At 70.6% G+C, this 20,508-nt stretch carries 17 protein-coding genes; 9 read left to right on the top strand and 8 right to left on the bottom strand.

Annotated features, from left to right (window positions below; all coding sequences use genetic code 11):
* The first annotated feature begins 6 nt into the window (after positions 1 to 6).
* From F4X11_11890 to F4X11_11880, 3 genes are all read left to right on the top strand, one after another.
* Entirely contained in the window at positions 7 to 1,890 is a 1,884-nt protein-coding gene (locus F4X11_11890) for an ABC transporter ATP-binding protein (protein MYN65713.1), read from the top strand.
* A gap of 272 nt (positions 1,891 to 2,162) precedes the next feature.
* Complete coding sequence (locus F4X11_11885; protein ID MYN65712.1) at positions 2,163 to 2,903, top strand: PEGA domain-containing protein; 741 nt, start codon at positions 2,163 to 2,165, stop codon at positions 2,901 to 2,903.
* A gap of 153 nt (positions 2,904 to 3,056) precedes the next feature.
* Entirely contained in the window at positions 3,057 to 3,836 is a 780-nt protein-coding gene (locus tag F4X11_11880) for an ion transporter (protein ID MYN65711.1), read from the top strand.
* Between the two features lie 12 nt (positions 3,837 to 3,848).
* Here F4X11_11880 and F4X11_11875 read toward each other — a convergent pair whose 3' ends face one another.
* A complete protein-coding gene (locus F4X11_11875) occupies positions 3,849 to 4,949 on the bottom strand; it encodes an MBL fold metallo-hydrolase (GenBank protein ID MYN65710.1) in 1,101 nt (366 codons plus the stop codon).
* 57 nt (positions 4,950 to 5,006) lie between these two features.
* On the opposite strand from F4X11_11875, the gene ettA reads away from it, so the two are divergent.
* On the top strand, positions 5,007 to 6,686 hold the full coding sequence (ettA, locus tag F4X11_11870) for an energy-dependent translational throttle protein EttA (GenBank protein MYN65709.1): 1,680 nt from the start codon (positions 5,007 to 5,009) through the stop codon (positions 6,684 to 6,686).
* A gap of 175 nt (positions 6,687 to 6,861) precedes the next feature.
* Here ettA and F4X11_11865 read toward each other — a convergent pair whose 3' ends face one another.
* The 4 genes from F4X11_11865 to F4X11_11850 all read right to left on the bottom strand — a co-directional run bounded on the left by F4X11_11865 (position 6,862) and on the right by F4X11_11850 (position 11,865).
* Positions 6,862 to 7,287, bottom strand: a complete 426-nt coding sequence (locus F4X11_11865) for a ferritin-like domain-containing protein (protein MYN65708.1) — start codon at positions 7,285 to 7,287, stop codon at positions 6,862 to 6,864.
* Positions 7,288 to 7,468: 181 nt separating this feature from the next.
* Complete coding sequence (locus tag F4X11_11860; GenBank protein MYN65707.1) at positions 7,469 to 8,767, bottom strand: beta-lactamase family protein; 1,299 nt, start codon at positions 8,765 to 8,767, stop codon at positions 7,469 to 7,471.
* A 27-nt stretch (positions 8,768 to 8,794) separates the two neighbouring features.
* Complete coding sequence (locus tag F4X11_11855; GenBank protein ID MYN65706.1) at positions 8,795 to 10,723, bottom strand: TRAP transporter fused permease subunit; 1,929 nt, start codon at positions 10,721 to 10,723, stop codon at positions 8,795 to 8,797.
* Positions 10,711 to 11,865 (bottom strand): TAXI family TRAP transporter solute-binding subunit, encoded by a 1,155-nt coding sequence (locus F4X11_11850; protein ID MYN65705.1) that lies wholly within the window; start codon positions 11,863 to 11,865, stop codon positions 10,711 to 10,713. The genes F4X11_11855 and F4X11_11850 overlap by 13 nt, the downstream gene beginning before the upstream one ends.
* 23 nt (positions 11,866 to 11,888) lie before the next feature.
* Here F4X11_11850 and ggt point away from each other — a divergent pair, with 23 nt between their 5' ends.
* On the top strand, positions 11,889 to 13,583 hold the full coding sequence (ggt, locus tag F4X11_11845) for a gamma-glutamyltransferase (GenBank protein ID MYN65704.1): 1,695 nt from the start codon (positions 11,889 to 11,891) through the stop codon (positions 13,581 to 13,583).
* 2 nt (positions 13,584 to 13,585) lie between these two features.
* Here ggt and F4X11_11840 read toward each other — a convergent pair whose 3' ends face one another.
* A complete protein-coding gene (locus tag F4X11_11840; protein ID MYN65703.1) occupies positions 13,586 to 15,811 on the bottom strand; it encodes a transglycosylase SLT domain-containing protein in 2,226 nt (741 codons plus the stop codon).
* A 124-nt stretch (positions 15,812 to 15,935) separates the two neighbouring features.
* Here F4X11_11840 and F4X11_11835 point away from each other — a divergent pair, with 124 nt between their 5' ends.
* The gene (locus F4X11_11835) at positions 15,936 to 16,949 is read left to right on the top strand and encodes a tagatose 1,6-diphosphate aldolase (GenBank protein ID MYN65702.1); all 1,014 of its coding nucleotides are present in this window, start codon (positions 15,936 to 15,938) and stop codon (positions 16,947 to 16,949) included.
* Positions 16,950 to 16,992: 43 nt separating this feature from the next.
* A complete protein-coding gene (locus tag F4X11_11830) occupies positions 16,993 to 17,250 on the top strand; it encodes a hypothetical protein (protein ID MYN65701.1) in 258 nt (85 codons plus the stop codon).
* A 37-nt stretch (positions 17,251 to 17,287) separates the two neighbouring features.
* On the opposite strand, the gene F4X11_11825 is transcribed toward F4X11_11830, so the two are convergent.
* Positions 17,288 to 17,671: a hypothetical protein gene (locus tag F4X11_11825; GenBank protein ID MYN65700.1), complete on the bottom strand. Its 384-nt coding sequence runs from the start codon at positions 17,669 to 17,671 to the stop codon at positions 17,288 to 17,290.
* A gap of 133 nt (positions 17,672 to 17,804) precedes the next feature.
* On the opposite strand from F4X11_11825, the gene F4X11_11820 reads away from it, so the two are divergent.
* Positions 17,805 to 18,866 carry a GAF domain-containing protein gene (locus F4X11_11820; protein MYN65699.1) on the top strand — a complete coding sequence of 354 codons (1,062 nt, stop codon included), beginning with the start codon at positions 17,805 to 17,807 and terminating at the stop codon, positions 18,864 to 18,866.
* On the opposite strand, the gene F4X11_11815 is transcribed toward F4X11_11820, so the two are convergent.
* A complete protein-coding gene (locus F4X11_11815; protein MYN65698.1) occupies positions 18,854 to 19,504 on the bottom strand; it encodes a uridine kinase in 651 nt (216 codons plus the stop codon). The two genes, F4X11_11820 and F4X11_11815, sit on opposite strands and share 13 nt — an antisense overlap.
* A 97-nt stretch (positions 19,505 to 19,601) precedes the next feature.
* Between F4X11_11815 and F4X11_11810 the strand changes: the two genes are divergently transcribed.
* On the top strand, positions 19,602 to 20,426 hold the full coding sequence (locus tag F4X11_11810) for a chlorite dismutase family protein (protein ID MYN65697.1): 825 nt from the start codon (positions 19,602 to 19,604) through the stop codon (positions 20,424 to 20,426).
* Positions 20,427 to 20,508: the final 82 nt, after the last annotated feature.

Here is a 20,508-nt window from a genome sequence, read left to right as displayed (position 1 = left end):
GAACCCATGGCGAAGAAGGCGGCCGGGGCAGGGGTGAAGGAGCGGTCCGCCACGCCGGAGAAGAAGCGCAAGCTGACGCCGGGCGCTTGGGCGGAGGCGCGCGCGCTGTTGAGGCGCTATCGCTATCGGCTCGCACTCGGGCTGGTCCTGATCTTCGTCAGCCGTCTGGCCGGGCTCGTGGTGCCCGCGATGGTCGGCTACATCGTGGACGACGTCGTTCCCAATGGCCGGATCGACGAGCTGTTCCTGCTGGCCGGCGTCGGGTTGGTGGCCTCGGTCGTGCAGTCGGCCACCGGTTTCGGCCTCTCGCAGGTGCTCGGCGTCGCCGCGCAACGGGCGATCACCGAGATGCGCAAGCGGGTCATGGCCCACGTCTCGCGCCTGCCGATCCGTTACTTCGACTCCACGCAGACCGGGATTCTGATCTCGCGCGTGATGACCGACGCCGAGGGGATCCGGAACCTCGTCGGGACCGGGCTGGTCCAACTGGCCGGCGGACTCCTCACGGCGTCGATCGCGCTCGCGTGGCTCTTCTACCTGAACTGGCAGCTCACGAGTCTGACCCTCCTCATTCTGCTGCTCTTCGGCGCCACGATGGCGTTCGGCTTCTCCAGGCTGCGCCCGGTCTTCCGCGAGCGGGGAAAGATCAACGCCGAGGTCACCGGCCGGCTTGGAGAGACCCTCGGCGGCATCCGCATCGTGAAGGCCTACGGCGTCGAGAAGCGGGAGCAGATCGTCTTCGCCCACGGCGCGCACCGGCTGTTCCGCAACGTCGCCAAGGCGGTCACGGGGGTGTCGGCGGTCACGTCCGTCTCGACGCTGGTCATGGGCTTGATCGGCGCCCTGATGATCGTGCTGGGCGGACGCGCGCTGATGAGCGGGGCGTGGTCCGAAGGCCAGCTCCTCCAGTACATCTTCTTCACCGGCCTCGTCATCGCGCCGGTAATCCAGATCTCGTCGATCGGGACGCAGATCACGGAAGCGTTCGCCGGCCTGGACCGGATCCGCGAGATCATGCAGATGGCGACCGAGGACCAGGAGGACGAGGCGCGCGAGGAGCTCGGATCCCTCGCGGGGGAGGTGCGGCTCGACGGGGTATGGTTCGAGTACGAGCCGGACGTGCCGGTGCTGAAGGGCGTCTCGCTGGCCGCGGCGCCGGGCACCACCACCGCGCTCGTCGGGTCCAGCGGTTCGGGCAAGAGCACGCTGATCAGCCTGATCATGGCGTTCAACCGGCCGACCGCGGGGCGGGTTCTCGTCGACGGCCGCGACCTGGAGTCGATCCGGCTGAAGGACTACCGGTCGCGCCTCGGGGTCGTGCTGCAGGAGAACTTCCTCTTCGACGGCACCATCCGCGCGAACCTGGGCTTCGCCAACCCGCATGCGACCGTCGAGCGGATCCGCGAGGTCAGCCGCATCGCCCACTGCGACGAGTTCATCGCCGGCTTTCCGGACGGCTACGACACCATCGTGGGCGAGCGCGGCGTCAAGCTCTCCGGCGGCCAGCGGCAGCGTGTCGCCATCGCCCGCGCCATCCTCGCCAACCCGCGCCTGCTCATCCTCGACGAGGCGACCTCCAGCCTGGACAGCGAGAGCGAGGCGATGATCCAGGACGGCTTGCGCGCCCTGCGCCGCGGCCGGACCACCTTCGTCATCGCCCATCGGCTGTCGACCATCCAGAGCGCCGACCAGATCCTCGTGCTCGAAGGGGGCGAGGTGGTCGAGCGCGGCACCCACGACGAGTTGCTCGTGCTCGACGGCCGCTACAAGCAGCTCTACGACAAGCAGTACGGTCTCGAACGGAACCGTTTCATCAACCCCGGCGAGGACTTCACACCCGAGCCGGCCGCAGTCGAGGTGGCGGCGGGGCACGGCCGGGGCGGTCTGTAGGGCGCCGCGAGGCGCCGCGCGAAGGCCTTCTCCGGTGTCACAGGTCGACGCCCTCCGCCGGCATCACGGCGCCGCGGCCCATCCTCCGATAGTGCCCATCGTCCCGACGCGCCGACGGATCCGTCCCCTGGCGGCCCGGCGGCCGTGCACCGGCCGCGCGATTCGGGCCCCGTCTACCGCCGGACGATTGCTTGCCCTCGCCAGCCGCCCGGCTGCCGATGGGGTACGTGTAGGATTGATTCTTCGGTTCGAAGGGGGGCGCGAGGCTGCATATGGATCGCCGCAATCGAGTGCGTGTACGGAGCGTGTCGGGGTTGGGCGCGGTTGTCGTCGGTGCCGCGCTGGTCGCGACCGTCCTCGCCGCATCGCCGGCAGTGCCGGTTGCCGGGGGCGGTGCGGGACAGGCGCACGGATCGATAGTCGGCCGGGTCGTGCTGACCGATCCGCCGGAGCCGCGGATGGTCGCGGTGACCAGCGACCAGGCGGTCTGCGGCACCGAGGTCGAGGACCAGGCGGTGGTCGTCGATGCGTCGGGCGGTCTCGCCAACGCGGTGGTCCTCGTCGCCGGCGTGCCCTGGAGCGAGCGGCCCTCGGACGCGTCGATCGACAACGCCGGCTGCTACTTCGTCCCGCGCGTGCAGGTGCTGCCGACCCGGACGGTGGTCACGATAAGGAGCCAGGACGACACGCTCCACTCGACGCACGCCTACGACGACCGGCAGCGCACGCTGTTCAACATCGCCATCCCGTTTCCCGGCCTGGAGGTTCAGCGGCCGTTCCGGCGTCCCGGACCCGTGCGCATCGAGTGCGACTCGCACGGCTGGATGCGGGGCTGGGTCTACGTCTCCGACGATCTCGGAACCGTGACCGGTTCGGACGGGACCTTCGAGCTGACCGGGGTCCCGCCCGGCGCCTACCAGCTCACCGTCTGGCACGAGCGCTACGAGGGCGCCACCCGGCAGGTCACGGTGACGGCCGGCGGGACCGTCGAGGCCGACTTCACGCTCGAGTAGACCGTGACGGTCAGTGGCGCCACCGTTCTCACGCCCGAGTAGATCGCAACGTCCAGTGTCCCGACCGCTCATCCGCCGGAGCGACGCTTCGTGAGCTCCACCGACGTCCCGTTCCGGGCTGCCAATCCGCTCGTCGCCTGGGCCGATCGCGCGGTGGCCGCTGCCTGGTTCCGGCACGGCGTCACCGCCGTTATCGCGATCAACGCCGTCGTCATCGGTCTCGATACCTCGGCGGCGCTGTCCGCCGCCTACGGCCCCCTGTTCGAGACCGTCAGCCAGTCCTTCCTGGCCATCTTCGTGGTCGAGGCGCTGATCAAGATGGCGGCGAAGTGGCCGCGCGTGGGGAACTACTTCAGGGACGGCTGGAACATCTTCGATTTCACCGTCATCGTCGTCAGCCTGCTGCCCAACACCGGCGAGCTGGCGACGCTCGCCCGCCTCGCCCGCCTGTTCCGGGTGCTGCGCCTCGTGTCGGCGCTGCCCGGGCTGCGGCTGATCGTCGCCACCCTGATCCGGTCGGTGCCGGGCATGTTCAACGTGCTCGCGCTGATGTCGATCGTCTTCTACGTCTACGGCGTCGCCGGCTACCACCTGTTCCACGAGATCGATCCGACGCACTGGCGCACGCTCGGCATCTCCCTCCTGTCCCTCTTCCGCATCGTCACCCTGGAGGACTGGACCGACATCATGTATGCGGCCCTGGAGCACCACTGGTGGGCGTGGGTCTACTTCGTGAGCTTCGTCGTGGTCGGGACGTTCGTCGTCATCAACCTCTTCATCGCCGTGGTGATCAACAGCCTGGACGAGGCGAAGCAGGAACGGCTGCAGGACCTGCAGGCCCCGCCGACGCGCGACGAGCTCATGGCGGAGCTCAACCGGACGCGCGCAGCGCTCGCGAGGCTGCAGGAGCGCCTGGAGCGCGACGGGAGCTGACGAAGGGCGTCGCTATTCCCGCGGTCCGTAGGTCCTGCTGAACCCGTTGCGGCTGTTCGTCACCGTGAACGAGCCGTCGCGGCGGGCCGAGACGTGGATCCAGTGGGACGTTCCCATGTGCAACCTGCGGCCGTCGGCCAGTTCGGTGTCCTCTTCCAGGTTGGCGATGAACTGCTCGGGCCGGTTGTGGGCCTCGCCGCCCGGGATGGAGTAGTGGTTCTGCCAGAGCTCCGGGGGATTGTCGGCGGCGGCCAGGATCTCGAACGTCTGCACCGCGCCGCCCTTGCGCGGGCCGTTGTTCATGATGGCCGCTCGCGGCGCGATGGCGTAGACCAGCGCCTCCGAGCCGGAGGTCTCCGAGCCGTGGTGCGAGACCAGGTACAGATCGATCGGGCCGATCCGGTCATCCGGGCACATCAGCGGGTGTTCCTTGTTCCAGTTCAGGTCGCCCATGATGACGCTGCGGAAGGCGCCGAAGCCGACGAACGTGCTGATGGACTGGTCGTCCTCGGCGTTGCCGTAGCGGCTGGTGATGTCCTCGCCGTGGAAGGTGAAGCCCTCGCAGTAGGGGTTGGCGCCGCCGGCGCCGTCGAGCGGGGCGTCGAGCACGGCGCCGCCCGAGGCGATGATCACCACGTCGAGGTCGCCCAACGTCAGACGGTCGCCGGGGGCCACGACCCGGTGCGCGCCGCCGCTGCGCAGGTCCGTGTAGAGCCGGAAGGCGGCCAGGCGGTTCTCGCCCTCGTCGACGGTGGTCCCGTGGTCGATGAAGTTGCGGATCGGCAGCCGCTCGGCGAGCTGCAGCGCGCCGCCCATGTGGTCGCCGTGGAAGTGGGTCACGACCAGGTAGTCGATGCGCGTCACCCCGGCATCGGCCGCCGCCGCCGCGATGCGGTCGGCGTCGCGGCCCTCGAAGCCGGGCCAGCCGGTGTCGAAGAGCATCGATTCGCCCGACGGCGCCACGAAGAGCGTGGCCTCGCCTCCCTCCACGTCGACCATGTAGATCTCCAGCGTGTCGTCGGACTCGCCCTGGGCGGTCGGCGCCGCCGCGGCGAGCGCAAGGCAGAGCAGCAGGGATGCGATGGCACGCATGGGACACCTCCTGCGCGCCATTGTCGGACGCGGCGGCCCGCGTTGGCAATGGCGGCGGACTGCTAGGATCCCAGAACCATGCCGCCACAGTACGTCTACACGATGAAGGGGCTCGGCAAGCGCTATCCCCCGGACCGCACCGTGCTCGAGGACATCTGGCTGTCGTTCCTGCCCGGCGCGAAGATCGGCGTGCTCGGCGCTAACGGCGCGGGCAAGAGCACCCTGCTGCGCATCATGGCGGGGGAGGTCACCGAGTTCGACGGCGAGGCGTTCCCGGCCCAGGGGCTCTCGGTCGGCTACCTGCCGCAGGAGCCGCGGCTCGATCCGTCGAAGACCGTCTCGGGCAACGTCAACGAGGGCGTGGGGGACATGCGGGCGCTTCTCAAGCGCTACGACCAGATCGCGAGCGACCTCGCCTCGAGCGGCCCGGGATCGCTCGAGATGGAGGAAGCGCTCGAGGAGCAGGGCGAGCTGCAGACCCGGATCGACGCCCTCGGCGCCTGGGATCTCGACTCGCGTGTCCAGATGGCGATGGACGCGCTGCGCCTGCCGCCCGGCTCGGCCGACGTCACGACGCTGTCGGGCGGGGAACGGCGGCGGGTGGCTCTCTGCCGGCTCCTGCTGCAGTCACCGGATCTGCTGCTGCTCGACGAGCCGACCAACCATCTGGATGCCGAGTCGGTCGCCTGGCTCGAGCGCTTCCTGGCGGACTACCCGGGGACGGTGGTGGCGGTCACCCACGACCGGTACTTTCTCGACAACGTGGCCGGATGGATTCTGGAGCTCGACCGCGGGGCCGGGATTCCCTGGGAGGGCAACTACTCGTCTTGGCTGGCCCAGAAGCAGCAGCGGCTCGATGTCGAGGCGAGGCACGAGGCGAAGCGGCGCCGCACGCTGCAGCGCGAGCTGGAGTGGATCGCGATGTCGCCGCGCGCCCGGCAGGCGAAGGGCAAGGCGCGGCTGAACGCCTACGAACGCCTGCTCGCCGAGGACACCGCACAGAAGATCGACGCGGTCGAGATCTACGTGCCGCCGGGCCCGCGACTTGGCGACGTGGTGGTCGAGGCGACCGACGTCATCAAGGGCTACGGCGACCGCGCGCTCATCGGCGGGCTGTCGTTCACGCTGCCGCCGGCCGGCATCGTCGGGGTGGTGGGGCCGAACGGGGCCGGCAAGACGACGCTGCTGCGGCTCATCACCGGCGAGGAGGAGCCCGACGCGGGCGAGATTCGGCTCGGCGACACCGTGCAGGTCGGCTACGTCGACCAGGGCCGCGAGCTCGATGCGGAGCAAACGGTCTGGGAGGCGATCTCGGACGGGCAGGACGAAATCACCCTGGCGAAGCGCACCGTCGCCTCGCGCGCCTACGTCTCGTGGTTCAACTTCCGCGGGACCGACCAGCAGCGGAAGGTGGGCACGCTGTCGGGCGGCGAGCGGAACCGGGTGCATCTGGCGAAGCTGCTGCGGGGCGGCGCGAACCTGCTGCTGCTCGACGAGCCGACCAACGATCTCGACGTCGACACGCTGCGCGCCCTCGAGGACGCGCTGGTCGAGTTCGCCGGATGCCTCGTGGTGGTCAGCCACGACCGCTGGTTCCTCGACCGCATCGCGACCCACATCATCGCCTTCGAGGGGGACAGCGAGGTGGTCTGGTTCGCCGGCAACCACGCCGACTACGAGGCGGACCGGCGCCGCCGGCTCGGGCGCGCCGCCGACCAGCCGCACCGCATCCGGTTCCGGAAGCTGACGCGGGTCTGACCGCGCCGTTCCGGCGCTCAACCGTGCCAGTCGACGACCTCGAGACCGTCGACGCGGTCGAAGTGGCGGCGGTCGTGGGTGACGATGGCTGGTTGCCGGCGGCTGTCCCGAACCGCACGGCAGAACGCCGTGGCGGGCGAGCCAATGGCACCGGAGCGGAACTGGGAATGACGTCCTACAGCGGCCAGTCCCGCAGGATCCGCTCCGTCTCCTCCAAGTGGCTGCTCTCGTCGCGGATGAAGTCCTCGAGCTGTACGGCGAGGCCCTTGTCGCCGTAGGCATCGGCCTCCTGCGCCCGCGTGGTGTAGCCCTTCATGGCGTGCGTTTCGGCCTCCACGACCGCTTCGAGCATCGCGCGGTTGCCCTCGGGCAGGGATACGTCGCGGGGCGCGGTGGTCGGCCTGCCGCCGAGGGAGACGATCTTGTTGGCGAGGAACTGCGCGTGCATCTGCTCGTCGGCCACTTCCGCGAGGAAGAACTGGGAGAGCTGCGGCCGGTACGGCCCGGTGGCGCGGGCGGCGTAGACGATGTACTGGATGATGGCGCCGAGCTCGTCGGCGAGGTCGCCGTTGAGCTTCTCGATCAGATCGTCCTTGGTCAACGTTGCTCCTTCGCTTCCGGTGTCTCGATCCCACTGTCGCCGACCCGCCGGATAGGCGTGGTAGAGACCACCGGCGACCGGACCGTTCCGCCGTTCGAGGGCCGGCCGAGGCACTTGCTCATCGTGGGGAGCGGAGCGACCGGAGCCGCCGGCCGGCCCGCCCACGAATCCGCGCGATGCCTCAATCGACGATCGCCTGGTAGACCAGCGACCGCACCTTCTGCTGATCGTCCAGGTTGATGGCCGGGATGATCTGCGTCAGGTAGACCACCACCATCTCCTCTTTCGGGTCCACCCAGTAGACGGAGTGGTAGGCGCCGGCCCATGCGAACTCGCCGACCGAGCCGGGCAGGCCGCCGGCCGCCGGGTCGTTGGTGATCGAGAAGCCGAGGCCGAAGCCCTGGCCGTTGCGGAACGGGATGTCGCCCAGGTGGTCGGAGATCATCGACTCGACCGTCTTGCGCGACAGGATGCGCGTGCCGTTCAGCTCGCCGCCGTTCAGCATCATCTGCAGGAACGTGGCGTAGTCGGTGGCGGTCGACAGCACCCCGGCGCCTGCCGAGAACGCCTTGCGCGGGCCGTTCACGTAGTGCCCCTGACCGACCATGTGGCCCGGGTCGGGCGCGCGCTCAAAGCGGCTGCCGCCGTCCACCGACGAATAGACGGTGGCCAGCCGGCCGAGCTTGCCTTCCGGCAGGAAGAAGTGCGTGTCGCTCATCCCGAGCGGGTCGAACAGCCGCTCCTTCAGGAAGTCGCCGAGCGTCTGGCCGCTGATCTCCTCGATCATCGCGCCCAGGATGTCGGTGTTGTAACCGTAGATCCAGCGCTCGCCGGGATGCGCGTCCATCGGCAGCTTCGCCAGGCGCGCCATCGTCTCGCCCACCGTCTCGTCGCGGTCGGCGAAGTACCAGCCGGTGATGCCCGCCTCCGCCCACGCGTCGGCGGCCGGCCCGCGGTTGGCGAGCAGGCCCATGCCGTAGCTGATGCCGGCGGTGTGGGTCAGCAGGTCGCGGATGGTGATCGGTCGGCGCGCCGGCACGACGTCGTAGCCGCCTTCGTCGTTCCGCTCGGCGACGGTCGTCTCGGCGAACGCCGGGAGGTACTTGCCGACCGGGTCGGTGATCAGCAGCTTTCCTTCTTCCTGCAGCAGCATGACCCCCACGCTGGCCAGCGCCTTGGTCTGCGACGCGATGCGGAAGATTCCGTCCGACGGCATCGGCGCCTGCGCCTCGACGTCGCGGTAGCCGATGCCCTCGCGGTAGGCGATCTTGCCCTTGCGGACCACGATGGTGACCGCGCCGGCCAGCCGGCCCTCGTCGACGTAGCTCTCGAGCGCCAGGCTCAGCCGGTCGAGCCGCTCCGACGACATGCCCACTTCTTCCGGACTGACGCGTTCGAGTCCCTGCGCGAGCAGGGTCTGGGGAACGAGCAGCAGGGCGAACACGACGGCGAGCGCCGTCAGGCGAATGCTTGATCTCATGGTGTTACCTCGACCTTCGGGATTATCTCAGCGGGTTCTAACCAGATGCAGCGCGATGGCCGCGCCGAACAGCACCAGTCCCATGATATCCGTCACGGTGGTCGCGTAGAAGAGCAGCAGGCCCCCGGCCACCGCGACGACCCGTTCGACCGGGTTCGCGGCCTGCCGCAGCCAGCCGCCGAGGCCCATGGCCAGGGCGCTGACGCCTATGACCGCGGTGCCGACGGTCCGGACGATGTCCGCGAGCGGCGCCTGCAGCAGGACGCCGGCGCCCTCCGGGCTGACCGTGAACGCGAACGGCACGAGGAACGCGGGCAGCGTGTACTTCCAGGTCAGCATCATCGTCTGGAACGGATTGCCGCCCGTGATGGCGGCGGCCGCGAACGGCGAGAGCGCCGTCGGCGGGCTGACCTCGGAGAGCACCGCGTAGTAGAAGATGAACATGTGGGCGGCGAAGTCGGGCACGCCGACCAGCGTCAGCGCCGGGGCGATCATGACCGCCGCGATGATGTAGGAGGCGGTGACCGGGACCGCGAGGCCGAGCATCCAGACCGCGACGGCCGCGTAGACGACGGTCAGGAAGATGTTGCCGCCCGCGAGATCGACGATGATGCCCGACAGCTTGAGGCCCAGGCCGGTGAGCGTCACCACCCCGACGATGATCCCCGCCGTCGCCGTCGTCGCCGCGACCGACAGCACCCCGCGCCCGCCCGCCTCGAGCGCCTCCACCAGCCGGCGCGGCCAGAGCGCGTTCTCTCGCCGGATGAAGCTGAGCCCGACCGCCAGCAGCGTCGACAGGAAGACGGCCCGGAACGGCGTCATCCCGCTCACCAGCAGCACGACGATGGCGATGAGCGGCAGGAACTGGTAGCCGTAGCGGCGCGTCAGCTCGCCCACCGACGGAACGTCGACGGTGACCGCCTTCGTCCCCAGCCGGCGGGAGTCGGCCTCGATCATCAGCACGATAGAGAAGTAGTAGAGGACGGCGGGGACGATCGCCATGACGATCACCTGCAGATAGGTGATCTGCAGGAACTCGGCGATGAGGAACGCGGCCGCGCCCATCATCGGCGGCGCCATGATCGCCCCGATGCCGCTGGCCGACAGAATGCCGCCGCCGACCTCGGCCGAGAAGCCCGCGCGCCGGAGCAGCGGCCAGACCACGGCGCCGAGGGTCACGGTGGTCGCGACGCCGCTGCCCGACACCGTGCCGAGCAGGAACCCCGACAGGGTGACCGTCCGGCCCGGCCCCGCCCCGCTCTCCGAGCGCCCGAACGCCGCCATCGTCCAGTTGATGAAGAACGGCCCGGCGCCCGACTTGGCCAGGATGGCGCCGAAGATGGTGAACAGGATGATGAAGGTGGCGCACACGTTCAGGGGCACGCCGAAGATGCCCTCCAGCGTCATGTACAGCGTGCCGACGAGGCGCGCGGCGTCGTAGCCGCGGTGTGCGAACAGCTCCAGGCCCACCAGTTCCAGGTACGGTCCGTAGTAGCCGTAGAGGAGGAACACGACCGCCGTCACCGGCAGGATCGGGCCGACCGTCCGGCGCGTGGCCTCCAGGACCAGCAGGGTCGTGACCACGCCGAGCACGAGATCGATGGTCAGCGGCGTGGCGGCGCGGTAGACGAACTGATCGAAGTCGATGACCGGCCAGGCGAGCGCCGCGACCGCGGCGGCGCCCAGTGCCCAGTCCATCCACATGACGCGCGGCCGCCAGCGGGGATGGGCCGGAAAGACGAGGAACGTCAGGACGAGGGTGACGAGGAGAAAGCTGACCCGGTAGATCTGCGGCTGGACGATGCCGACCACCCAGTACAGGGCGTACAGCGACAGCCCCGTGGCCAGCACGGTGACCAGTGTCGCCGTCCAACCCTGCAGCTTGCGGGTCGGGACATCCGCTTCGGGGTCGTCGTAGGCCGCGGCCGGCGAGTCGGGTGTCGTCACTCGGACCAGGCGCCCCGTTCCTGGTAGTAGCGGATCGCGCCGTCATGGAACGGAATGGGCGAGCCGGCGGTCGCGGTCTCCATGGTCAGGATGGCGGCCATCGGGTGCACCGCGGCCAGCTCCTCGTGGTGGTCGAACAGGACCCGCGTCAGATCGTAGGCCAGCTCTTCGTCCATGTCCGCGTGGACCACGAGCACGTTCGAGACCGCCACGACGGTCACCGTGTCCTCCATCCCCGGGTAGACGGTCGGCGGAATGGGGGAGTTGTGGTAGACGAGCGAGCCGTACTGCTCCTGCAGGGTCGGCAGCGTCCCGCCGTTCGGCACCACCTTGATCGTGCGGCCGGGGGTGGAGGCCAGGTCGAGGATGGCGCCGGTCGGCAGCCCGCCGCTGAAGAAGAACGCGTCGATCTTGTCGTCCTTGATGGCGTCCACCGACTGTGCCGCGCCGAGGCTCTGCCGGGTGATGTCGGTCTGGGGATTCACGCCCGCCGCCTCGAGGATGCGAAAGGCGCTCACTTCGGTGCCGCTGCCGGGAGCACCGGTGGAGACCACGCGGTCCTTGAGATCGGCGACCGTCTCGATGCCGGTCGCGGTGACCGAGACGAGGTGGTTGTAGTTGTCGTAGAGCACCGCGAGCCCGCGCATCGGCACCTCGCCGAAATCCGCGAACACGCCGCGTTGTTTCGCGGCGTCGTCGATGGAGTCGGCCAGGCCGAACGCCAGGTCCGCCGACCGGTTGGCGATGAACTTCAGGTTGTCGACCGTGCCGGCCGTCACCTCGGCGGTCGCCTCGACGCCCTCCACGTTGTCGCTGATTACCTTGGCGATGCCGCCGCCGTACGGGTAGTAGACGCCGCCGGTGCCGCCGGTCGCGATCGACAGGCGCACCGTCAGGCCGCCGCCCCCACCGCCGTCGGGCGCGGCACACGCCAACATCGTGGCGCCGATCACGGCGATCACCGCCAGTGCGAGCGGGCGCCGGCTGGTTTCCATCCGACCGGGAGCGTTTCCAGGGTGTGGTGTCGTCGTCATCTGCCGTCTCCTGTTCACGTGCGCCCCCGCGGCCGCAGCTTTCCGGCATTCTATCCCGATGCGCCGCTCGGGCGTTGCGACTCCTCGCGGCAGGGCCGGCATCTTGTCTCCGAGCATGCCACTTCGCCTATCCTGAGAGAATGACGACCCTTCGTACCCGTCTGGCGGCAGTCAGCGTCACGTGCGCCCTGGTGGTCGCGACCGTCGGCGGCAGTTCCGAGCCGGCCCGCGCCCGCCGCGGCATGGTGGTCGCTTCGGACAGCGTGGCCGCGGAGGTCGGCCGCGACGTCTTGCAGGCCGGCGGATCGGCCGTGGATGCGGCGGTGGCAACCGCCTTCGCGCTCGCGGTGACGTTGCCCGCGGCCGGCAACATCGGCGGGGGCGGGTTCCTGGTATACCGGGCGGCGGACGGATCCGACGCCGCGTACGACTTCCGCGAAACCGCGCCGGCCGCGGCCTCGCCGGAGATGTTCCTGTCCGGCGGTGCCTACGACTGGGCGCGCCACCACGACAGCCACGTCGCGGTCGGTGTGCCCGGGACGGTCGCCGGGCTCCATCGGGCCTGGAGCGACCACGGGCGTCTCCCGTGGCGGCGCCTGGTGGACCCGGCCGTTGCCCTCGCGCGTGACGGTTTCGTTCTCACCCACGCCCGCGCGGCGTCGCTGGCCGGCGTGCTGCCCCGCATGGCCCGGTATCCCGCCGCGGTCGCTGCCTTCTCCAACGCCGGTGCACCGTACGCGGCCGGCGAGCGCTTCCGGCAGCCCGACCTCGCGGGCACGTTGGAACGCATCGCGGCTGAAGGGCCTGACGGCTTCTACCGTGGACGGACCGCGGCGCTTCTTGCACGGGAGATGGCGGCGCACGGCGGGTTGATTACCGAGGCCGATCTGGCCGGGTACGAGCCGCAGGTCCGCGAGCCCATCCGGGGCGATTACCGCGGCTACGAGATCGTATCGATGCCGCCCCCCAGCTCCGGCGGGATCACGCTGGTCCAGATGCTCAACGTGCTGGAGGGCTACGACCTGCAGGCCGCCGGCTACGGTTCCGCCCTCAACGTCCACCGCATCGCCGAGGCCATGCGCCGCGGCTTCGCGGACCGGGCCCGGCACCTCGGGGATCCCGACTTCAACCCCGCCATGCCGGTGCTCCGGCTGACGTCGAAGGAGCACGCGGCGGGGCTACGCGCGACCATCGACCCCGATCTCGCCTCCCGGTCCGGTCCCGACACGTTCGAGTGGCCGGCGAGAGGGAACGAGACCACGCACCTGTCGGTGGTCGACGCCGATCGCAACGCGGTCGCACTCACCACCACGCTCGAGCAGTCCTACGGATCGAAGATCGTCGTACCGGGCGCCGGCTTTCTGCTCAACAACGAGATGGGCGACTTCAACGCCGCGCCGGGGCTGACCACCGCGGCCGGGCTGATCGGAACCCGGCCCAATCTCGCGGAGCCGGGCAAGCGCATGCTGTCGAGCATGACGCCCACGATCGTGGAGAAGGACGGCCGCCTCTTCATGGTCACCGGCAGTCCCGGAGGACGGACCATCATCAATACCGTGCTGCACACCATCCTCAACGTCGTCGATTTCGGCATGAACGTGCAGGAGGCGATAGACGCGCCGCGCTTCCACCACCAGTGGCTGCCGGACGAGCTGCGTTACGAGCGGCGCGGCCTCTCGCCCGACACCGTGCGGTTGCTGGAGGCGCGCGGCCACGTGCTCGCCGCCCGCACCAGTCAGGGTGCCGCGCACGCCATCGTGCTCGACGCCGAGGCGGACGTGCTGGAGGGGGCGGCCGATCCGCGCCGCGCGGATGCGGCGGTTGCCGGCTACTGAGACTACCGGGCGCCGTAGATCCGCTCGTAGGCGGCGTAGTTGGCCAGCACGCCGCGCGTGAAGTTGCGTGTCTCCGTGTAGGGAATGCTGTCGACGAAGAAATCGTCGCGCAGCGCGCGCGCCGCGGCCCACCACTCGCCGGCGCGGTCCTCGCCCGCATTGTAGGAGGCAATCACCGGCAGCCGCGCCCCGTCGAACAGCTCCAGCAGGTCTGCGTTCAGGCGCGCCGCGATGGCGATGTTGACGCGGGGTTCGGCCAGCGTGGCGTCGTCGAGGGGGCTGGCCAGGATCTCGCCGACCCCGGCCCGCTCGGCGAGCGCCTCGGCGGTGTACGGCATGATCTGCAGCAGTCCGACGGCCCCGACGGCCGAGCGGGCGGCGGGGTCGAAGCGCGACTCGCTCCGCATCAGCGAGACCAGCAGCACCGGATCCGCGTCGTGGGCACGGGCCGCGTCGACGACCGTGTCCCAGAAGGGCCGGGGATAGGCCATCCTCAGGAAGTCGTCCGGCAGTCCGCGCGCCGGCCGGTTGAAGTACGCCGTGAAGTGGTTGAAGAGCACCCGCGCGGCGCTGGCGTGATCGCCGGCCTGCGACGAGGCGCGGGCCGCGAGCAGGGCCAGGCCCCGGTCTCCCCGGCTGCGGTCCAGCAGGCGACGCAGGTACCAGGCCGCGTCGTCGACGAGGCCGGCGCGGGCCAGCGCCATGGCGGCGCGGAACTCCGCCCGCTCGCGTGATGCGGGGCGCAGCGCCAGGTTCGGGAAATCGAGGGGGGCGGGAGCGCCCAGGCCGCCGTCGGGCGCACCGCGGATCTCCACCAGCCGCTGTCGTGCGGTCAGGCCGTAGTAGTGGTAGGGGTAGCGCAGAGCGAGCGGCTCGAACACACGCTCGGCCGCACCTCGATCTCCGCTCCGCTCGTGGGCGACGCCCAGCCAGTACTGCGCTGCCAGGGCGAGCTGTCCACTCGGTTCCCTCTCGATGAGCCCGCGGAGATTGGTCAGCGCGCGGTCGTACTGTCCGGTTCGCACCGCCGCCACGCCGGCCCGCCAGAGGATCGCACGCTGATCGTCGGGTGTGGGAGCGGTCTCGAACAGGCCGGGGAAGAGCGCCAGGCCGCCCTCGACGTCGCCGGTCGCCGGGAGGACGGCGGCCAGCAGCACCCCGGCGCCGCGCCGTTGCTCGGGAGTGGCGCCGGAGACACGTCCCTCCCAGAGGTCGGCGCCGAGGCGTCGGGCGCGGTCCATGTCGCCCATGCGTACGGCCAGGCGGAATTCGGTCAGGCGGACGGCGGGGACCAGCGGGCTGGCCGGAAAGCGGTTGCGGAACGCGGCGCCGGCGGCGACCGCCGCTTCGTTGTCGCGCTGGGCGTACAGCGTTTCGATTCGTTCCGCGGCGATACGTTCCCGCGACCCGCGGCCGGGGAACGCCGCGGCCCATTCGTCGAGCAGCGAGAGTGCGGGTTCGAAGCGGGACGCGCTGCGGAGCCGGCGTACCAGACCCCGGTACTCCGTCTCGCTGAACGGCGACAGGGTCTCGCCGCGGGCGCGCGCCAACCGCCGGGACTCGCGGCGTCCTGCGACGAACGCATCGGAGGTTCGATGACGGAGCTGCGCCTCGCGCAGCGTCGCCAGGGCCCGGGCGCCGTCTCCCGCGGCTTCGAGCGCGGCGGCGAGGCCCAGGCGGGCGGCGTCGGCGGCCGCGCCGGCGCCGGTTGCGGCGAGCACTTCCCGGTAGCGTGCCGCCGCCCGGAGCGGCGCACCGGTGGTCAGATGCGCTTCCGCCACGTGCAGGACCAGATCCCGATGGCGTACGGGATCGCCGCGCGTGAGCTCGGCGAGGAACGGCTCTGCGTCCGCCGGCGCTCCCCGGCCGGCGGCGCTCTCGACGATGGCGCGCCGGGCGAAGGTGCGCATGAAGACGGCGCGCTCGATTACCGACCGCCAGGCGGACTCGGCTTCCGCCCCCCGACCTGCGGCGGCGAGCAGCGTGGCGCGCAGGATCGTGTGCTCCAGGGCGGGAGGGGCGGCGCCGGTCGGGGCGTTCCGCTCCAGTCTCGCCAGTGCCTCGGCGGGCCGGCCGGCGTGCAGCTCCGCCGCGGCGCCGGCAAAGGTCGGGGGCGGAAGCCGGAGGCCGGCCGGGGAGTCCCGTTCCTGCGCGAGAGCGGCAGCGGCCAGAAGCCAGGAGAGGCAGGCGATTCCGACTGTGCCGCGGCGTTTCGTTGTCGAGTGCACGGCGTGCTACCTCCTGGTTCCGGTGCCGGAGCGTTATGAGTTTCCAGTATAATATCAGTCGCTGTGTATGAGAATTGCTAATACAGGGAGGCAGCCGCCTGCCCGTGGAGGGAGTGGAGCCGACGTGAAGATCACACCAGGAAAGCTAGCCGGGATGAAGGCGGTGTCCACCGGGACAGGCACGATTGCGGCGGCCGCGATGGACCAGCGCGGGTCGCTGAAGAAGGCGCTCGGCAAGGCCGCCGGCGGCGACGCGACGGATGCGATGCTCGAGGAGTTCAAGTCGATCGTGACCGCGGCGCTGACCCCCCACGCCTCGGCGATCCTGCTCGATCCGCAGTGGGGTATCGAGGCGTCGAAGCGGCGGAGCGACAACGCCGGCCTCCTGCTCGCCTACGAGGAGAGCGGCTACGACAACACCCGCCCCGGGCGGCTTCCCGACCTCCTCCCGCACTGGTCGGTCCGCCGCTTGAAGGAAGCGGGGGCGGACTGCGTCAAGGTGCTCATCTACTACACGCCCTACGATGCGGCGGCCGTCAACCACGAGAAGCACGCATTCATCGAGCGCATCGGCGACGAGTGCCGCACGAACGACATTCCCTTCTTCCTGGAATTCGTCGGCTACGACCACGAGGGCGGCGACGAGAAGGGACCCGCGTTCGCGCAGCGCAAGCCGGACGTCGTGGCGGGGAGCATGGCCGAGTTCACCAAGGACCGCTACGGCGTCGACGTGATGAAGGTGGAGATCCCGGTCAACATGAAGTTCGTGGAGGGGACCCGCAGCTTCCAGGGAACGAGGGTCTGCACGAAGGAGGAGGCGATTCACTCCTTCCGCCAGGCCGCCGCGGTGGCGCAGAAGCCGTTCATCTACCTGTCGGCCGGGGTGAGCAACGCCGAGTTCACCGAGTCGCTGGAGCTGGCCACCGAGTCGGGCGTCGAGTTCGCGGGCGTCCTCTGCGGGCGGGCGACCTGGAAGGAGGGCATTCCGGTGTACGCCACGCAGGGGGGCGACGCGTTCCGCGCGTGGCTCGACACCGAGGGCGTGCGCAACATCGGCAACGTCAACGACGCGCTGCGCGGCGCGACCTCGTGGTTCGGGGCCTACGGGGTGGAGTCCGTCGAGCCGCAGCCGGCCTAGGCGCGCCGGGTACGGATCGATCGACGCGAGGTGGTTCGCCCCGGTGGGAGCGCGTTATCGCTATCGGCCACAGGTGCTCGAGGCCCTCGCGGCCCACGGCGTCCGCCCGACGCCATCCACCCGCCCGGAGCTCGTGCACGAGTTCGTGAGCGATCTGTACCGTTTCGAGCTGCGGCGGCTCCGCGCGCGGCAGGTGCGTGGGGAGATCCCGAGGCAGGAGTACTCGAACCACGTCGTCGCCCTGCGCCGACGCTATCTGCTTGTCTCGGTGCCGCTACGGCACTGGACCTGCGACGTGTGAGGAAACTCCTGCGGCAGGTCCGGTGGGGAAGACCGGGTCAGCGCCAGCCGAAGAGGTTGCCGGTGCTGATGGCGCGGGGCCGCCACTCGCGCGGCGTCGCGGCCTCCAGCATCTCGCGGTGGGTGGGTGAGCCGTACGAGACGTTCTCGCTGTCCAGATCGAAGTCCCGAAGCAGCTCGATGGCCGGCGCGCGCGCGTAGACGTCGACGTAGAAGTTCAGGTCGAGGAGGCCGCGGCGGCCTTCCCGCGTGGGCTCGGCCGCCGCCATCCGGCGCTTGATGCGTTCGAGCGACACGGGCAACCTGCTCGCGTCCACCGTCTCGACGGCGCTCGGCGCGTCCGGTTCCTGGGCCCCGGCGGCCGCCGGGACGGCAAGGCCCATCCCGAGAGCCACCGTGAAGCTGAAGTGCACAAGTCGCATCTGTCCTCGGCCTGCAGCCGATCCTCAACCTACGACGGCTCGGGCAGGCTGTCAAGATCCTCGGTACGGCTCGCCTCGGGCGGTTCGGGAGCGCGCGTCCAGGTGTGCGGCGTGCTGCCGGTAAGATCGCTCCGTGACCCTGCTGGGGGCAGCCGGTGTTCTCATCGGCCTGCTCCTCGTCCTTCTCGCGGGCCTGGTATGGCGGCTGCGGGCCGTCCGGGCCAGCCACGACAGGGCCCGGGCGCGGATCGCGGCGCTGCTCGAGAGCGACGGCGCGGGGCTGGCGGTCTGGGATTCCGGCGGCCGGCTCGTCGCTTGCAACGCCCGCTTTCGGGAGTTCTATCCCGAGGTGACCCTGCAGCGCGGTCTCGAGTTCGAGGATCTCGTGCGCTACACCGCCACCCGGGCGGTGGTGATAGTGCCCGAGGAGGAGATCGAGGACTGGATCGAGAAGCGGCTTGCCGGTCGCGCCGAGGCGTCGACCGAGACGCGCCGCACGCCGGACGACCGCCGGATCGAGATCCGCATGCGGCCCACCGAGCAGGGAGAGACCCTGCTCGTCTACACCGACGTCACCGCCGCCTGCGCCGCCGCGGCCGGCGCTGCGGCTGCCGCACCCTCGGCGACCGCGCAGGCGGCGGCGTTGCGCGTACTCCAGGAAGCCGTGGCCGTGGGTCACGAGGCGGGGTCGTTCCACCAGGCCGTCCGCGACGTGACCCGGCTGCTGGCCGAGTCGGGGGGATGGGATGCCGGCACCGCCTATCTCGCCGCGGCCGACGGCAGCGGCGCGCTGGTCTCGACCGGCGTGTGGCACGTCGCGAACGAACAGGTCGCACCACTCGCGACCCGCTCCGCGATCGACGCCTGCTGCGACGATGCGGACGATCAGGTGCTGCGGCGCGCCGTCGCCTCCGCGGCGGCGACCTGGATAGCGAACGTGACCGTCGATCCGCGACTGTCCGACGCGCGCCGGGACGCCCTGGGCGGCATTCGATCGATCTGCGCGGTCCCGGTTTCATCGGCAGGCCGGGTGGTCGCCGTGGTCGAGCTCTTCGCGGCGGCTTCGACGGCCCCGGATCCGATTCGGGAACGGCTCATCGTCAGCGCCGTCGGACAGCTCGCCCACGTCATCGAGCGCGAGCGGGCCGCCTTTACGCCCGCTGCGGCGCCGGACGCCGGATTTCAGCCGGGCTGACGGCCGGTGGCGCGGGGGCTCTTGCTTCCGCGGGGGCGTACGTGGGCGAGCACGGCGGCCAGGCTCGCCGCGATCGGCGCGGCGCCGTCGACCACGACGTCCGCGAAGCGCGCCGTCGGTTCGACGTGGCGCCGGTACATCGGCCAGACGGTCCTCTCCCACTGCTGCCGTACGGACGCCGGGCTGCGCCCGCGGGATTCGCAGTCGCGCGCCACCCGCCGTGCCAGCGCGGCGGCCTCGTCGATGCGCATGAAGACGCTCGTATCGTACAGGTTCCGCAGCATGGACCAGTAGAGGGCGAGAATCCCTTCCACTATCACGCAGCGGCCGGGCCGCACCGTCCACGTGGCCGTCGTGCGCCGGTGGATGCGGAAATCGTAGGTCGGCCGCTCGACGGCGCGACCGGCGCGAAGCTGCCGCACGTGCGCCTCGAGCAGGGCCGCGTCGACGGCCTGCGGCGCGTCGTAGTTGGCCGTGTCCAGCTCCGCGGCGGTTGCTTCCGGGCGATCCCGGTAGTAGGCGTCGAGCGGAAGCACCACCGCGTCGGGCGGTCCGAGGGCCGCGGCGAGACGTTGCGCCAGGGTCGTCTTGCCGCTCCCGGAGGCCCCGGCGACCGCGATCAGATGGGGCCGCGTCATTCGGTCATGCTACGCCGCGCCGGTCGCGGCGGTTCCTTCCGGGCCGCGATGCGGGATGCGGCGAGTCGGTTCGAACGGTCAGTATAGAATCGCTTCGATGTCCGACCCGACGACACTCGATCCGGCAACTGTCCCCGCCGGTCGGCCCGCCGCAGGCGGCCCGCCCCCCGGCGTTGCAGCTCGCGGCGGCGGTCACGACGAAGGCGCCCCGGACCTGCGGGAGCATGGCGCGCCGGTCCGCGGCGTGCCGCAGACCTCCACCCGCCGGCTGTTCGTGCAGCTCCACGTGTTCACCGACTGTCCCCCGCCGGACGGGGTCGTCGACGCGGTGCGGCGGAGCGGCCTCGACGCCGCCGTCTACGCCGATCTGAACGACCCGCGCGGCCTCGGGGTGGTGCTGATGAGCGAGGATCCGGCGTGCTTCGCCGAGGCGGGTCGCAGCCTGCTCACCGGCGTGTGCTTCCGGAGCCTGACGCGGCGGCCGGAGATGACCATGATCGGCCGCACCTATTCTTCCGGGCGCGAGGCCGACCTCGAAGACTTCCTGCTGCGCAAGGTTCCCCGCAACGTGTTGAGTCCGGACCATCCCTGGGCCGTCTGGTATCCGTTGCGGCGCATCGGCGCCTTCAATCAGCTTCCCCGTGCAGAGCAGGGGCGCATCCTGATGGAGCACGGCATGCTGGGGCGCCGCTACGGCGAGGCGGGCTACGCGGTGGACGTGCGGCTCGAGTGCCACGGACTCGACCGGGACGACAACGAGTTCGTGATCGGTCTCATCGGGCCGGAGCTGTACCCGCTGTCGCGGCTGGTCAAGGACATGCGCGCCACCCGGCAGACCTCGGAGTTCATCCAGCAGATGGGTCCGTTCTTCGTGGGCAGGGCGCTGTACCAGTCGCCGCTCCCCGGTTCGCCTTCCACGTAGGGGACCCGGAGCCTGCGCCGCAGGGACGGCGCCCGCACACGACGCGGACCAGGGGCCCGCGGGCGGTCTGATACGATTGCCG

It is taken from the genome of Acidobacteriota bacterium, assembly GCA_009861545.1.
Taxonomy (GTDB): Bacteria; Acidobacteriota; Vicinamibacteria; order Vicinamibacterales; family UBA8438; genus WTFV01.
The sequence above is the reverse complement of the archived record's forward strand: the minus strand, read 5'-3'. Positions and strand labels throughout refer to the sequence as shown.